Consider the following 14,396-nt stretch of genomic DNA (forward strand, 5'->3'; position numbering starts at 1 on the left):
CTCTTTTTTCAGACTTTCGCAGTTCTTTTTATCGCTTCGACTGCCTGCTGCGTCGCATCGGGCGCGCAGCAATCCACCACGACGCGCTCCGGCATCGCGCGCAGCCACGTCAACTGGCGCTTGCACAACTGCCGCGTCGCGAAGATGCCCTTGTCGCGCATCTCGTCGTAGCCGGTCAGGCCGTCGAGGTATTCCCACGCCTGCCGATAGCCGACGCAGCGCATCGACGGCATCGACACATCGAGATCGCCGCGCGCGCGCAGGCGCTTCACTTCGTCGATGAAACCGTGCGCGAGCATCGCGTCGAAGCGCGCCGCGATGCGCGCATGCAGCACCGCGCGGTCCGACGGTTCCAGCGCGATCGGCACGAAGTCATATGGCGCTTCCTGGTCCAGCACGCGCGGCGCGGCGAGCAGCGCGGACATCGGCTGGCCGGTCAGCAGATAGATTTCGAGCGCGCGCTGGATGCGCTGCGAATCGTTCGGCGCGAGGCGCGCCGCGGTTTGCGCATCGACCGCCGCGAGCCGCGCGTGCAGCGCGGGCCAGCCGTCGCGCGCGGCGTCGGCATCGAGCGTGGCGCGCACGGACGGATCGGCGGGCGGCAGGTCGTTGAGGCCCTGCGTCAGCGCCTTGTAGTACAGCATCGTGCCGCCGACCAGCAGCGGCACGTTTCCCCGCGCGACGATCTCGCCGACGAGCCTGAGCGCATCGGCGCGAAATTGCGCGGCCGAGTAAGCGTCGGCCGGATCGATGATATCGATCAGGTGATGCGGCGCGGCCGCGCGCTCCGCCGCGTTCGGCTTGGCCGTGCCGATATCCATCTCGCGATAGACGAGCGCCGAATCCACGCTCACGATTTCCACCGGCCGCGCCGACGCCGCCGCGAAGGCGAGGGCCGCCGCCGTCTTGCCCGACGCCGTCGGCCCGAGCAGACAGGCCATGCGCGAGGCCACGTGCAACGCGGGATTGATCATTGTCCGCGCATGAAGAGGCGGTCGAGGTCCGCGAGCGTCAGCTGATACCACGTCGGGCGGCCGTGATTGCACTGATCGGCGCGTTCGGTGGCTTCCATCTGACGCAAGAGGGCGTTCATTTCGTCGAGCGTGAGGCGGCGATTGGCGCGCACCGCATGGTGGCAGGCGAGCGTGCCGAGCAGTTCGTGCTGACGCTCGGTGAGCACGCGCGATCCGCCGTACGCGTGCAGATCGGCGAGCACGGCGCGGGCGAGCGCGACGAGGTCCGCGTCTTTCAGCAGCGCGGGCACCGCGCGAATCGCGATGGAAGTCGGCGACAGCACCGCGAGATCGAAGCCGAGCGCGTCGAGCGTCTCGCGTTCTTCATCGACGATGCCGATTTCCACCGGATCCGCCGTCATCGAGACGGGAATCAGCAGCGGCTGCACGGCGATGGAGCGGTCCGCGAGCGCGTGCTTGAACTGCTCGTAGAGGATGCGTTCGTGCGCGGCGTGCATGTCCACGATGACGAGTCCGCGCGCGTTCTGCGCCAGCACGTAGATGCCGTGAATCTGCCCGACGGCAAAGCCGAGCGGCTGCTCGTCGGCGTGTGCGTGGCTCGCGGCGGCGTAGGCGGGCGCGCTGTCGTCGTTGGCCCACGCGACGGCGGGCGACGCCGCTTCGACGGGCGTGACCGTCGCGCTTGCGTCCTTGCGCCCGAACAACGCGTCGTAGAGCGCGAGCGGCTGCGCGACCGGCAGCGACCCTTGCGTCATGCGCGACTGGCGCATCCACGTGGTGCCGTTGTCGTTCCTGGCTACCGGTCCCGCGCTCGCGACAGGCCGCGCGCTGAACGATGCCGGCCCGGTCGGTTCGAGTTGCGCCGCGTGCCCGCCCGCTGTCGTTTCCGGCGACGCGCCCGCATGCCGCGCCAGCGCGCGCTGCACCGCGTGAAACACGTACTGATGAATCGAGCGCGAATCGCGAAACCGCACTTCGATCTTCGACGGATGCACGTTCACGTCCACCGACTCCGGCGGCAAGTCAAGAAAAAGGACGTACGCCGGATAGCGGTTGCCGTGCAGCACGTCCTCGTAAGCGGCGCGAACCGCGTGCGTGAGCAGCTTGTCGCGCACGAAGCGGCCGTTCACGAAGAAATACTGCTGGTCCGCGCGTCCGCGGCTCGCGGTCGGCAGGCCCGCGCAGCCGTACACCGCAAGCGGCCCGGCGCGTTCGTCGAGCGGCAGATGCGAGGTCTCGAACACTTCGCCCAGAATTTTGGCGACGCGCGTGGCCGGATCGCTCGCGTTCCAGTGCTCGACGGCCTTGCCGTTATGCATCACGGAAATGGCGACGTCGGGCCGCGCCAGCGCCACGCGGCGAATGACTTCCAGGCAATGCCCGAGTTCGGTTTGTTCGCTTTTCAGGAACTTTCGGCGCGCCGGCGTGTTGAAGTAAAGCTCGCGCACGTCGATGGTCGTGCCGACCGTGCCCGCCGCGGGGGAAATGACGCCCGTTTGTGCGTCGATGCGCGTTGCGTGCGGGCAGTCTTCTGTGCGGCTCGTGATGAACAGCTCCGCCACCGATGCAATCGACGCGATCGCTTCGCCGCGAAAACCGAGCGTGGCGACGGCTTCGAGATCGGCGAGCGAGCGGATCTTGCTGGTCGCGTGCCGCATGAGCGCGAGCGGGAGTTCCTCGGGAGGCATGCCGCAGCCGTCGTCGGCGATCACGATGCGCTTCACGCCGCCTTCGTCCAGCGTCACGCGCAAGCTGCGCGCGCCGGCATCGAGCGCGTTTTCCAGCAGTTCCTTGACCACGGACGCCGGCCGCTCGACCACTTCGCCCGCGGCAATCTGGCTGATGAGCTGGTCGGGAAGCGGGGCGATGGCGCGCGAACGGCGCGCGACGGCGGCGGTCGAAGCGCCGGCGGAGAGTTCGTTGAGGTCGGCCATGCCGAAATTATAGCCATTCGTATCGGCCGCTTTTGGGGCGCGCATTGTTCCGACAATGCGTCGCAAGATGGCGGCTCGATGCGTGCTTTTTAACCGACGCGCCGGGTCACTTCGGTATCATGGCGCGACCCTCTGCTTCTTGCCGGCTCACTTCTTCGAGGACAGTTTCTTGGACACGCTGCTGCATTTCCTGGGACTCATCCTGCACATCGACAAATCGCTCGGTGACTTCATTCATACGTATGGCGCGTGGGTGTACGCCGTGCTGTTCCTGATCGTGTTCTGCGAAACGGGGCTCGTGGTTTTCCCGTTTCTGCCGGGCGATTCGCTGCTTTTCATCGGCGGCGCGTTCGCGGCCACGCACGAGATGGATCTTGGCGCGCTCATCGCGCTGCTGCTCATTGCGGCTGTCGCGGGCAACACGGTCAATTACTGGATCGGACGCGCCATCGGCCCGAAGGTGTTCGATACGAACATACCGGTGCTCGAGCGTTTTCTGGATCGCAAGGCGCTGCAAAAGACGCATAACTTCTACGATCGTCACGGCGGCAAGACGATCGTGATCGCGCGCTTCGTGCCTGTCGTGCGCACCTTCGCGCCGTTCGTGGCGGGGGCATCCGCGATGAACGCGACGCGCTTCCAGCTCTTCAACATTCTGGGCGCGGCCATCTGGGTGCTGCTTCTCGTGCTGCTCGGCTACTTCTTCGGGAATATCCCGTTCATCCGGCAATATTTGAACGTGATCGTGCTGGTCGGCATTGGCGCCGCCATCGTGCCGATTGCGCTGGGCGCGCTGTGGAAGATGAGCCGTCGCGGCTCGAAGGTGTGAGCGCAGCGGGAGGAGAATTCGGCCGGGCCGGCGCTTTGCATAGCGCGAAGAAACCCGGCCCGACATGCCGATGCGCCCTTACGCGCGCCGGAACAGGCGGATGATGAAGAGCAGCACCACCGCGCCGATCACCGCCGTCAGCAGCGAACCGAGCAAGCCGCCGCCGAGCGAAATGCCGATTGCGCCGAAGAGCCAGTTGCCGAGCACGCCGCCCACGATGCCGACGAGAATATGCACGAACACGCCAAAGCCCGTGCCGTTCATGATGAGGCCGGCGAGCCAGCCGGCGATGCCGCCGATGATGAGGCTGACGATGATTCCATGATGCAGAATTTGCATGCGCTAGTACTCCGGAAAGATGAGGAAAGTGCAGGACTGCAGGAGGCTCCCGCTTTCGAGCGCAGTGAATGTAGCCCAAAGCGCGGTGCCAAAAGCGCGCAAAGTGTCAAGGATTGTGGATTGTCTGTTTGGCTTAGGGCGTGCGAATCTATGGCGTGCCGCGACGTCAACGCGCGGGCGGGCAGAATCGTGAAAAATTTAGAATCCCAAAGGATCGGGCGAAGTTTCGCCTAAAGTGTCTCGTCGACTGGCCTGAGGAAGTGGATTCTGTAATGTTTTATGCTGTCGGAGTTTCGCCCGAAGCGAAGGCGAAACGCGCGGGCGGCCGCGGATCGCGGCTTGCGGTCATATCGTTTTGCGCGCTGGCGCTTTCGCTGCTGCCGGGCTGCGGCATCGTCGGATGTGTCGGTACTTCGGTGTATGGCGTCGGCTTGACCGTGTGTTAGCGCGGCGGCCGGCGGCGGGAAAATCAAAGAGCATTGCACTAGATCAAGACAAAAGCATGGGAAAGTTGGAGTCGATGCACACAGTTGTCATGGGACCGCGCACTCGGGTGGTCATCGCGAGTTTCGGGCTCGCCGCATCCGTCGCGGCGGGTTTTGCCGGATGCACGTCGACGCCGCGCACGCCTGCGCCCATCGTCGACAATTCGATGTCCCCGCCGCCGCCCGTCGTCGTGAGTTCGCCGGTCAGCACGGCGCCCGTTCCCGCGGCGCCGGCAGCGTCGGCATTCGCGCCGGTGGAGGCGGGTTTCTATCGCGTGAAGCCGGGCGACACGCTGTACGGCATCTCGCGTCAGTACAAGCAGAAGCCGGCCGATCTCGCTGCGTGGAACAACCTGCCCGAGAGCAAGCAGGTCAACGTTGGGCAGGTTCTGCGCGTCGTGCCGCCGGGTGCGTCCATGTCGACGGCGGCTGCGGCGTCGAGTTCGTCCTCGAAGAACCTGCCGCCGCTTCTGCCGACGCCGGGCAAGCAGACGGCCGAGAAATCGGGCGAGAAGGCGACCGAGAAATCGACGGAAAAAGCTGCCGAGAAGGCCGCCGCGACGGCGTCGGCGGGCAAGGGCACCTTCGTCTGGCCGGTGAAAGGCGAGATCGTGCGCGGCTTCGGGGCGAGCGGCAGCAAGGGGATCGACATTGCCGGCAAGGTCGGCGAGCCCGTGAAGGCGGCGGCGCCCGGCAAGGTCGTGTATGCGGGAAGCGGCTTGCGGTCGTACGGGCGCATGATCATCGTCCGGCATAGCAACGACTATCTGACCGCTTACGCGTACAACGACAAGCTCCTTGTGCGCGAAGGCGATACGGTCAAACAGGGCGCGACGATCGCCGATATGGGAACCGGCCCGAGCGGGTCGCCGGTGCTGCATTTCGAAATCAGAAAGGCGGGCGCCGCCGTCGATCCCGTGCCGCTGCTCGGCGCGGGCAGTTGAGTCGAAGGAGCCGTATGAAGAGAATCATGTGCGCGGCGTTCGTCGCGGCGTCGTTGCTCGCAGGCTGCGACCAGCAACAGAGCGGGGAAGCGATGAACAAACTCAGTTCGTTCTTCAACTCGGTGAAGCCGGACACACTGCTGCTGAAAGATCTCAAGCCCGGCGTCACGAACGAAGCGCAGATCCGCAAGCAGATGGGCGAGCCGGAAACCGAGCGCACCTACACGGACGGCTCGAAGCGCCTCGAATATCCGCGTGGCCCGGCCGGCACGAACACCTACATGGTGGATCTGGACCCGGATGGCCTGCTCGTTTCGGTCACACAGGTTCTGACGGCCGAGAACATCGCGAAAGTGCGGCCGGGCATGACGCAGGACGAAGTGCGGCGGCTCCTCGGCAAGCCGACGACGGTCGCTGAATACCGGCTGAAGCAGGAACGCGTGTGGAGCTGGCATTGGCTCGAAGACGGCGTGAATCGCGACGCCATGTTCAACGCGCATTTCGGCCCGGACGGCACGGTGGTCACCACATCGCGTTCGGAGGCGGAGGGCGGCGGACGGCATTGACGACAGGGCGTCAGAAGGGGCGAAGGCGTTGAGGCAATGAGCGAACAATATATCGGCAAGAGACAACGCGCATTGATGAACGAAGCGTTGCGATACCGCGAGCGCGCATCCGCGGAAGCGAACGACGACGCGTTCGTCCGCTGGGCATGCACGCGCGGGCATGACTGGGATGACGCGCTCGATGCGTCGCAGAACGTGCGCTGCATGAACTGCGCGACGCAGCGGCGCGAGGCCGAAATGACTCGGGCGCGCGCAATCGCGGAAGTCCGTGGCGGCGCGCTCCTGCCGTCGCGTCACGCGGGCGCGGCGTCGTCGCTGACGTGGCAATGCGCGTTCGGTCACGTCTGGCAAGCGGATGCCGATGCGGCCCAGCGTCGCTGGTGCGACGAGTGCGCGCGGACCATCTTCGCCCGTTACCGCTGAGCGCACGACTCGCGAAAAAGAAAAAGCCGGCGATTGCCGGCTTTTAACTTCGTTGTCGGGGCGATGGCTGTTCACTTCTTCGCCTGCTACTCGCCGGGACGTTGGCAAAGACCTGCGCGAGACATCGCGCCCATTCTTTACCCACGGCTCGGTCGAGTGCCGCCCGTCTTCTTGGTCTCTCGTTGCGCGCTGAAACATCCCCCGTGCGCAAAAACAGTATCGCGCCGGGCGAATTGTATGAATGTACGGTGAGCAACATTTCGTGCCAGATCAGGTTGGGGATGGCGCGAGTTCGCGGGGAGTTGCGCGCGCGGTCATCAGCGATTGGGTGACGGCGCTCGCTTGCGCCCGGGCGATGTGTTCGAGGGACGCGGCGTCGAGCTGTGCTGCGAAGAGCGCGAGGGCATCGCACAGGCGACGATGCGCGGCGGCGCCGAGGTTCCACTGCGAGGTCGCGGCGCGAGAGGCGTCGAGCGCCGTCAGCGTTTCTTCTGCGCGTTCGAGCTCGTTCACGCGTTCGCTCGCATAACCGATGCGAGCAAGTTCCCGCGCAATTAGCACATGACTGCGCAGGGTCGTCGAAAGCGCATGTGATCCTTGCGCGCGGCAGAATGCGTCGAGAGCGGCGTAGCACTTCAACAGCATCAGATCGATGACCGGCTCACGGGCAACTCGGCTCTGGCTGAGCGCTCGCATAAGCGGTGACAGGGTAGGGCGCGCGGCGTGGCGGATCGGCGGTGTCTTTCTCACGGATAAGCTCCCGAAGAAGTTGCATGCGGACCGGTGCGAATGGCTGCGGGCCGCTGGCTGCTTGACGTCGACACCATGATGGCATCGAAGACTTAGCGGCGTATTAAGACGCTTCGGCTGATTCTGCGGGAAGGGCGGCGTTGCAGCGGATGCGGACGACAAAAAAGCCGCTGTCCTTGTGGGAGCAGCGGCTTTTTCTTGAAGCTGGTGGCGAATCAGGGACTCGAACCCCGGACCTGCGGATTATGATTCCGTCGCTCTAACCGACTGAGCTAATTCGCCGAAAGAAGCCGAGATTATGGCGGCGGTTGAAACGTCTGTCAACCCCTGCCGCGCGTTTTTCCTGACACGGCGGCAGGGCAGACTAAACCCGCGCCATCAATCCTCGTGGTACACGTTCGACTTGCGCGTGTCCTTCACGAACAACATGCCGATGACGAACGTCGCGAGCGCGATCACCACCGGGTACCACAAGCCCGAGTAGATGTCGCCGCGCGCCGCCACGATCGCGAAAGCCGTCGCAGGCAGGAAGCCGCCGAACCAGCCATTGCCGATGTGATACGGCAGCGACATCGACGTATAGCGAATCCGCGCCGGGAACATCTCGACGAGCATCGCGGCGATCGGGCCGTACACCATCGTCACGAAGATCACGAGGATGGTCAGAATCACAATCGCCATCGGCCAGTTGATGAGCGCCGGATCGGCCTTCGCCGGGTAGCCCGCGCTCTTGAGCGTGCCGGCGAGCGTCTTGTCGAACGCCGCGCCTTGCGCCTTGGCGTCGGCGGCCTTGCCGTCGTAGGTGTTCACGACCGTTTCGCCGACCTTGATCTGCGCCAGCGTGCCGGCGGGCGCGGCCACGTTCTGATAGTTGAGGCCGGCCTTCGACAACGCGCTTTTCGCGATATCGCACGACGACGTGAACTTCGACGTCCCCACCGGATTGAACTGGAACGAGCACTCGTCCGGATTGGCGATTACCGTGATCGGCGACTTCTGCGTCGCGGCTTCGAGCGTCGGGTTCGTGTAGTGCGCCAGCGCCTTGAAGAGCGGGAAGAAGGTCAGCGCCGCGATCAGGCAGCCCGCCATGATGATCGGCTTGCGCCCGATGCGATCCGACAGCGATCCGAAGAACACGAAGAACGGCGTGCCGATGAGCAGCGCGACCGCCACCATGATGTTCGCGCTCGTGCCGTCCACCTTCAGCGTCTGCGTGAGGAAGAAGAGCGAGTAGAACTGGCCCGTGTACCACACCACCGCCTGGCCCGCCGTCAGACCGAACAGCGCGAGCAGCACGATCTTCAGGTTCTTCCATTCGCCGAACGCTTCCGTGAGCGGCGCCTTCGACGTCTTGCCTTCGGACTTGATGCGCTCGAACACCGGCGATTCGTGCAGTTTCATGCGAATCCAGACCGACACCGCGAGCAGCAGGATCGACACGAGGAAGGGCACGCGCCACGCCCACGCGCCGAACTGCTCTTCGCCGGTCGCCGTGCGTACGGCCAGAATCACGATCAGGGAGATGAAGAGGCCGAGCGTCGCGGTCGTCTGAATCCACGCGGTCCACGCGCCGCGCTTGTTGGCGGGCGCGTGTTCGGCCACGTACGTCGCGGCGCCGCCATACTCGCCGCCGAGCGCGAGCCCTTGCAACAGGCGCATCGCGATGAAGATGATCGGCGCGGCGATGCCGATGGTCGCATAGCCGGGCAAAAAGCCGATCAGAAACGTGGAAAGACCCATGATGACGATCGTCACCAGAAACGTGTACTTGCGGCCGACCATGTCGCCGAGCCGCCCGAACACGATCGCGCCGAACGGACGCACGGCGAAGCCCGCCGCGAAGCCCAGCAAGGTGAAGATGAAGCCGGCCGTCGGGTTGACGCCCGAAAAGAACGTCTTGCTGATGTAGATCGCAAGCGAGCCCGCGAGATAAAAGTCGTACCACTCGAACACGGTGCCGAGCGACGAGGCGAAGATGACCTTCCGCTCCTCGTTCGTCATCGGCGCGTGCGAAATGCGCCCTTCGACCGTTGCCATGAATCGTCTCCTTAGGTTTTCCGTCTGATTCCCGATTCCATCGGGCCGCACGCGCGGCGCCGGTGCAAGGATTATTGGAACGAAAACTTACGGCGTTCTGACTCGGGCTATTTGGGTTCTTGGCGTGGGCGGACCGTTGAAATTCTGCTAACTGGTCGATAAAGCGCTGAGATCGGCAGGCAAACCGCGCGTATCGCGCTGATTCATCGGCATGTGTCAGGATGCGCGCTCAGGGTTTGTCCCGGGCAGGATAAACCCGCTGCAAGCTGACGCGAACCAGCGTTCCGGCGAGCCGCGGCGCTTCCTGATAGACGTGATCCTCGATGGCGAGCGTGCCGCCGTGAATCGTCGCGATCTCCTTGACGATGGCAAGGCCGAGGCCGCTTCCATCGCCTTCGCGGCCGAGAATGCGATAGAACCGCTCCACCACGCGCTCGCGTTCGGCCGGCGGAATGCCGAGGCCGGTGTCTTCCACTTCCAGATGCACGAGATCGAGATTCGTGTCGTCGGCCCGCACGCGCACGGTGATGCGCCCGCCGGTCGGCGTGTAGCGGATCGCGTTGTCGATCAGATTGGAGAGCATCTCGCGCAACATCACCGCGTTGCCTTCCACTTCGACCGGATACGGCGGCTCCTCGTAGCCGATGTCCATGCGCTTGGCGAGCGCCGCCTGCACCCAGTCGCGCACGGCGAGGCGCGCGAGATCCGTCAACTCGACGTGCGAGAAGATCTGCCCGTTCGCGCGATTTTCCGCGCGGGCCAGCGCGAGCAGTTGCGCAACGAGCCGCGCGGCGTGTTCCGAACTGGTCGCAATCTGTTCGAGCGAACGCTGCACTTCGTTCGACACGTCCTGCCGCAGCGCGAGTTCCGCCTGCATGCGCAGGCCGGCGAGCGGCGTTTTCATTTGATGCGCGGCATCGGCGATAAAGCGCTTCTGGAACTCCATGTTCTGTTCGAGTCGCGTCAGCAGATCGTTGAACGACGCGACGAGCGGCGCGATCTCGGGCGGCGCGCGGCCGGCTTCGAGCGGCGAGAGATCGTCGGGGCGGCGAGCGCGGATATTCGATTGCAGCGCATGCAGCGGCGCGAGCCCGCGCGACAGCCCGAACCAGACGAGCACGATGGCGAGCGGCAAGATCACGAACTGAGGCAGGATCACGCCCTTGATGATGTCGTTGGCGAGCTGGCTTCGCTTGTCGAGCGTTTCGGCCACTTGCACGAGCACCGGCTGCGCGTTCTGGGCGTCGAGTGCGGGGAGGTCCACGGTCGTGTAGGCGACGCGAATATCGTTGCCGCGCAGCACGTCGTCTCGAAACTCCACGACGCCCGGCTGCGGCCGGTCGTCTTCGTGCGGCAAGGGCATGTCGCGGTCGCCGCCGACCAGCTCGCCGCGCGTGCCGAGCACCTGAAAGAACACGCTGTCGACGTTGTCGGCGCGCAGAAAATCACGCGTCGCGTCGGGCAGGCGCAGTTCCGCGACGCCGTTGACCGGCTGGATCTGACGCGCGATGACATAGGCATCCGCTTCGAGCGCGCGGTCGAACGGTCCGTTCGCGATGGACTTCGCGACCAGATAGGTCACCGCGATGCTCATCGGCCAGAGCAGCAGAAGCGGCGCGAGCATCCAGTCGAGAATCTCGCCGAAGAGCGAGCGCGGATGCGTCTCGCTGTCCGGTTCCAGCTCGTCCTGCGGGGCGAAGGGATTGGCGTAGCGCGCGTCGCGCAGCGCGTCGGAATCGGCCGTGGCTGCGTTGGCTGCGGTCGCGGACGAGGGCGGCGTGCGCGCCGGCTCGTCTGCGCGTTCGCTGGAAACGGGCGAGGCCATGCGTTGCCGGCTCAGTGATGACCCGGCAACGGCGCGCTCGCGCCCGGCCCGGTTACGCCGCTCGACGCTTTTTCGAGCGTGTAGCCGAGCCCGCGCACGGTGATGATGCGCGCGCCGCTCGGCTCGATCTTCTTGCGCAGCCGGTGGACGTAAACCTCGATCGCGTTGTTGCTGACTTCTTCGCCCCATTCGCACAAGTGATTGACGAGCTGTTCCTTCGACACGAGGCGCCCGGTCCGCTGCAGCAGCACTTCGAGCACGCCCAGCTCGCGCGCCGACAAGTCGATTACCTGATCGCCGATATGCGCGATGCGTCCCACCTGATCGAACGACAGCGAACCATGCTTGACGACCGTCGGCCCGCCGCCCGCGCCGCGCCGCGTGAGCGCGCGCACCCGCGCTTCGAGCTCGTTGAGCGCGAAGGGCTTGGCCATATAGTCGTCGGCGCCGAGATCGAGGCCCTTCACGCGCTCGTCGACGCTGTCGGCGGCGGTCAGGATCAGCACGGGCATCTGCGAATTGCGCGCGCGCAGCCGGCGCAACACTTCGAGGCCGGGCATGAGCGGCAGCCCGAGATCGAGAATCAGCAGGTCGAACGGTTGAAGCGTCAGCGCGGTGTCCGCCTCGACGCCATGCTTCACATGGTCGACGGCGTATCCCGATTGGCGGAGTGATCGGACGAGGCCGTCCGCGAGTATGCTGTCGTCTTCGGCAATGAGGATTCGCATCGTCTGTGCGCCTGATGCGCGGTAGCGCATTGCCGGCACCGCATTTCGCCCGGCGCGGCGGTCTCCAGGGTGTTGTGCGGTTTTTGCGCGGTTCGGGCGACGTGGAAAAACGCCACGTCGCCGCAATCGGGCTTGCAAAAACTACTGTTTTTTTATACAGTGTCTGCATCTGTGCGAAAAGCGGGCGAAAGTATGCGGAATCCGCATCACAGCCCGTAAGCACAAGCCTCAGACGCCGTTCATCATAGCAAAGGACGATTCATGGAAGAAAGCAAGAAAGGCCCGGCTGGCATGACTGCGGAAAAAAGCAAGGCCCTCGCTGCCGCGCTCTCGCAGATCGAGAAGCAATTCGGCAAAGGGTCGATCATGCGGCTCGGCGCGGGCGAGGCGGTCGAAGACATTCAGGTGGTGTCCACCGGCTCGCTCGGACTGGATATCGCGCTCGGCGTGGGCGGACTGCCGCGCGGCCGCGTCGTCGAGATCTACGGTCCGGAATCGTCGGGCAAGACCACGCTCACGCTGCAGGTGATCGCCGAAATGCAGAAGATCGGCGGCACGGCGGCATTCATCGACGCGGAACACGCGCTCGACGTGCAATACGCGCAGAAGCTCGGCGTGAACGTGCAGGAACTGCTTATCTCGCAGCCGGACACGGGCGAACAGGCGCTGGAAATCGCGGACGCGCTGGTGCGCTCGGGTTCCATCGACATGATCGTGATCGACTCCGTCGCGGCGCTCGTGCCGAAGGCGGAAATCGAAGGCGAAATGGGCGACTCGCTGCCGGGTCTGCAAGCTCGCCTGATGTCGCAGGCGCTGCGCAAGCTCACCGGTACCATCAAGCGCACGAACTGCCTCGTGATCTTCATCAACCAGATCCGCATGAAGATCGGCGTGATGTTCGGCAACCCGGAAACCACCACGGGCGGTAACGCGCTGAAGTTCTATTCGTCGGTGCGTCTGGACATTCGCCGTATCGGGTCCATCAAGAAGAACGACGAAGTCATCGGCAACGAAACGCGCGTGAAGGTGGTGAAGAACAAGGTGTCGCCGCCGTTCCGCGAAGCCATCTTCGACATTCTGTACGGCGAGGGCATTTCGCGTCAGGGCGAAATCATCGATCTGGGCGTGCAGGCCAAGCTCGTCGACAAGGCGGGCGCGTGGTACAGCTATAACGGCGATCGCATCGGTCAGGGCAAGGACAACGCGCGGGAATTCCTGCGCGAGAACCCGGACATTGCACGCGAGATCGAGAACAAGATACGCGAATCGCTGGGTGTGGCCGCGCTGGCAGATGGCGTCGCCGCGGGCGCAGCAGTCGCGGACGACGAATAAGCGTCGCGCCGCACCGTCGATGTTCAAGCGCCGGTTCGGATCGAAGGCTGGCAGCGCCGATGTTCGGCGGGGCCGTGCGGGCCGGTCTGACGGCGCGGGCGAATCGGGCGACGATGCTGCGTTCGAGTCTTCTGCGCGCGGCGTCGGTGAGTCGGCCGATCACGCCAATGGCATCGACCGTTACGAGCGCAGTAGCGAGCGGCGCGCCGTAGCGACGAAATCACGCTGGTCCACTCGAAGCACTACATCACGCGCCGACGCGAAGCCATTCGCGCCGGCGCGCGGTGTATCTGGAGCGGCGCGAGGGCTCGTAAAGGAACCCGAGCGGGCACCGGCAACGGAAACATTCGCGACGGTCCAGTCGCCGCGCTCGGCTGCCAAGTCGCCAAAGACCGCAAACCCGACGCTCGATGCGAATCCGGGCGCGCCAGCACGCGCCGCACGTGAGCCATTCGCGGCGCAAGACCCCGACCGCGCCGCGCGTCTCGCGCAGGCGCGCTCGCTTCTCGCTCAGGCCACGACGCAACCCGTCCAGAAGCTCGACGCGCCGCCCAAGCCGCCGAAAGAGGCCCGCTTACCGGACGACAGCGCCGATCCCTTCTCCAATCCCTTCGAAGACGCCGATCCGTTCGAGCCATTCGAGCAGTGCGCGCCCGAACCACCATCAGACCCGGCGTACAGCCGCTCGACCGAACGAGCGCGCAAGGCACCGGACGCGAACAACCCAAGACGGCCTCAACGCTCGCTGAAAGGCCGCGCATTGGCCTACCTTTCGCGCCGCGAATACAGCCGTGCGGAGCTGTCGCGCAAACTGCGTCCGTACGTGCAGGAAGCCGACTCGCTCGAAAACACGCTCGACAGCCTGGAGCGCGACGGCTGGCTGTCCAACGAACGTTTCGTGGAGAGCGTCGTTCATCGTCGGGCGCCGCGCATGGGCGGCAGCCGGATCATCAACGAATTGAAGCGGCACGCGGTGGGCGAGGCGTTGATCGGCGAGACGGCGGACAAGCTCGCGCAAACCGAAACCGCGCGCGCTCAGGCCGTATGGGAGAAGAAGTACGGCGTCGTGCCCGAGACGCCCGCCGAGCGTGGAAAACAGGCTCGCTTTCTCGCGGCGCGCGGTTTTTCGGCCAGCACCATCGGAAAAATACTGAAAGGCGGCGACGAAGACTGGACCGACGAGCCAAGCGACGATTGACGCACCCTGCACGCCACGCCACGCGCCGTGCG

General features: G+C 64.9%; 13 protein-coding genes and 1 tRNA gene. 6 read left to right on the forward strand and 8 right to left on the reverse strand.

Annotated features, from left to right (window positions below):
- Nucleotides 1–8 precede the first annotated feature (8 nt).
- Both miaA and mutL read right to left on the reverse strand, forming a co-directional pair.
- Nucleotides 9–974, reverse strand: a complete 966-nt coding sequence (gene miaA, locus LDZ24_RS02160; RefSeq protein ID WP_248321288.1) for a tRNA (adenosine(37)-N6)-dimethylallyltransferase MiaA — start codon at nucleotides 972–974, stop codon at nucleotides 9–11.
- Nucleotides 971–2,908 (reverse strand): DNA mismatch repair endonuclease MutL, encoded by a 1,938-nt coding sequence (gene mutL / locus LDZ24_RS02165; protein ID WP_248321289.1) that lies wholly within the window; start codon nucleotides 2,906–2,908, stop codon nucleotides 971–973. The genes miaA and mutL overlap by 4 nt, the downstream gene beginning before the upstream one ends.
- A 169-nt stretch (nucleotides 2,909–3,077) precedes the next feature.
- Here mutL and LDZ24_RS02170 point away from each other — a divergent pair, with 169 nt between their 5' ends.
- The gene (locus LDZ24_RS02170) at nucleotides 3,078–3,737 is read left to right on the forward strand and encodes a VTT domain-containing protein (protein ID WP_206467606.1); all 660 of its coding nucleotides are present in this window, start codon (nucleotides 3,078–3,080) and stop codon (nucleotides 3,735–3,737) included.
- Nucleotides 3,738–3,815: 78 nt separating this feature from the next.
- Here LDZ24_RS02170 and LDZ24_RS02175 read toward each other — a convergent pair whose 3' ends face one another.
- Nucleotides 3,816–4,067 (reverse strand): GlsB/YeaQ/YmgE family stress response membrane protein, encoded by a 252-nt coding sequence (locus LDZ24_RS02175; RefSeq protein WP_248322250.1) that lies wholly within the window; start codon nucleotides 4,065–4,067, stop codon nucleotides 3,816–3,818.
- A 529-nt stretch (nucleotides 4,068–4,596) separates the two neighbouring features.
- Here LDZ24_RS02175 and LDZ24_RS02180 point away from each other — a divergent pair.
- Genes LDZ24_RS02180 through LDZ24_RS02190 form a run of 3 tightly spaced genes read left to right on the forward strand, consistent with a single transcriptional unit; the run spans nucleotide 4,597 to nucleotide 6,494 of the window.
- Nucleotides 4,597–5,505, forward strand: coding sequence for a peptidoglycan DD-metalloendopeptidase family protein (locus LDZ24_RS02180; RefSeq protein WP_248321290.1), 909 nt, complete (start codon nucleotides 4,597–4,599; stop codon nucleotides 5,503–5,505).
- Between the two features lie 14 nt (nucleotides 5,506–5,519).
- On the forward strand, nucleotides 5,520–6,071 hold the full coding sequence (bamE, locus tag LDZ24_RS02185; protein WP_248321292.1) for an outer membrane protein assembly factor BamE: 552 nt from the start codon (nucleotides 5,520–5,522) through the stop codon (nucleotides 6,069–6,071).
- Between the two features lie 36 nt (nucleotides 6,072–6,107).
- Nucleotides 6,108–6,494, forward strand: coding sequence for a hypothetical protein (locus LDZ24_RS02190; RefSeq protein ID WP_248321293.1), 387 nt, complete (start codon nucleotides 6,108–6,110; stop codon nucleotides 6,492–6,494).
- 270 nt (nucleotides 6,495–6,764) lie between these two features.
- Here the strand turns inward: LDZ24_RS02190 and LDZ24_RS02195 are convergent, their stop codons facing one another.
- From LDZ24_RS02195 to LDZ24_RS02215, 5 genes are all read right to left on the reverse strand, one after another.
- Nucleotides 6,765–7,406, reverse strand: a complete 642-nt coding sequence (locus LDZ24_RS02195; protein WP_248321294.1) for a hypothetical protein — start codon at nucleotides 7,404–7,406, stop codon at nucleotides 6,765–6,767.
- A 43-nt stretch (nucleotides 7,407–7,449) separates the two neighbouring features.
- A tRNA-Met gene (locus LDZ24_RS02200) sits at nucleotides 7,450–7,526 on the reverse strand.
- Nucleotides 7,527–7,622: 96 nt separating this feature from the next.
- Nucleotides 7,623–9,281: an MFS transporter gene (locus LDZ24_RS02205; RefSeq protein WP_175939545.1), complete on the reverse strand. Its 1,659-nt coding sequence runs from the start codon at nucleotides 9,279–9,281 to the stop codon at nucleotides 7,623–7,625.
- 229 nt (nucleotides 9,282–9,510) lie between these two features.
- Nucleotides 9,511–11,106: a sensor histidine kinase gene (locus tag LDZ24_RS02210; RefSeq protein WP_248321295.1), complete on the reverse strand. Its 1,596-nt coding sequence runs from the start codon at nucleotides 11,104–11,106 to the stop codon at nucleotides 9,511–9,513.
- An 11-nt stretch (nucleotides 11,107–11,117) separates the two neighbouring features.
- Nucleotides 11,118–11,834: a response regulator transcription factor gene (locus LDZ24_RS02215; protein WP_248321297.1), complete on the reverse strand. Its 717-nt coding sequence runs from the start codon at nucleotides 11,832–11,834 to the stop codon at nucleotides 11,118–11,120.
- Between the two features lie 261 nt (nucleotides 11,835–12,095).
- On the opposite strand from LDZ24_RS02215, the gene recA reads away from it, so the two are divergent.
- Both recA and recX read left to right on the forward strand, forming a co-directional pair.
- Nucleotides 12,096–13,166 (forward strand): recombinase RecA, encoded by a 1,071-nt coding sequence (recA, locus tag LDZ24_RS02220; protein WP_175939548.1) that lies wholly within the window; start codon nucleotides 12,096–12,098, stop codon nucleotides 13,164–13,166.
- The gene (gene recX / locus LDZ24_RS02225) at nucleotides 13,069–14,364 is read left to right on the forward strand and encodes a recombination regulator RecX (RefSeq protein WP_371747376.1); all 1,296 of its coding nucleotides are present in this window, start codon (nucleotides 13,069–13,071) and stop codon (nucleotides 14,362–14,364) included. Before recA ends, recX begins: the two co-directional genes overlap by 98 nt.
- Nucleotides 14,365–14,396 lie beyond the last annotated feature (32 nt).

The sequence above is a fragment of the Caballeronia sp. Sq4a genome, from assembly GCF_023170545.1.
In the GTDB taxonomy this organism is placed as follows: Bacteria; Pseudomonadota; Gammaproteobacteria; order Burkholderiales; family Burkholderiaceae; genus Caballeronia.

Coding starts and splice junctions, on each gene's coding strand:
- miaA (WP_248321288.1), bottom strand. CDS start 974: ATGATCAATCCCGCGTTGCACGTGGCCTCGCGCATGGCCTGTCTGCTC.
- mutL (WP_248321289.1), bottom strand. CDS start 2,908: ATGGCCGACCTCAACGAACTCTCCGCCGGCGCTTCGACCGCCGCCGTC.
- LDZ24_RS02180 (WP_248321290.1), top strand. CDS start 4,597: ATGCACACAGTTGTCATGGGACCGCGCACTCGGGTGGTCATCGCGAGT.
- bamE (WP_248321292.1), top strand. CDS start 5,520: ATGAAGAGAATCATGTGCGCGGCGTTCGTCGCGGCGTCGTTGCTCGCA.
- LDZ24_RS02190 (WP_248321293.1), top strand. CDS start 6,108: ATGAGCGAACAATATATCGGCAAGAGACAACGCGCATTGATGAACGAA.
- LDZ24_RS02205 (WP_175939545.1), bottom strand. CDS start 9,281: ATGGCAACGGTCGAAGGGCGCATTTCGCACGCGCCGATGACGAACGAG.
- LDZ24_RS02210 (WP_248321295.1), bottom strand. CDS start 11,106: ATGGCCTCGCCCGTTTCCAGCGAACGCGCAGACGAGCCGGCGCGCACG.
- LDZ24_RS02215 (WP_248321297.1), bottom strand. CDS start 11,834: ATGCGAATCCTCATTGCCGAAGACGACAGCATACTCGCGGACGGCCTC.
- recA (WP_175939548.1), top strand. CDS start 12,096: ATGGAAGAAAGCAAGAAAGGCCCGGCTGGCATGACTGCGGAAAAAAGC.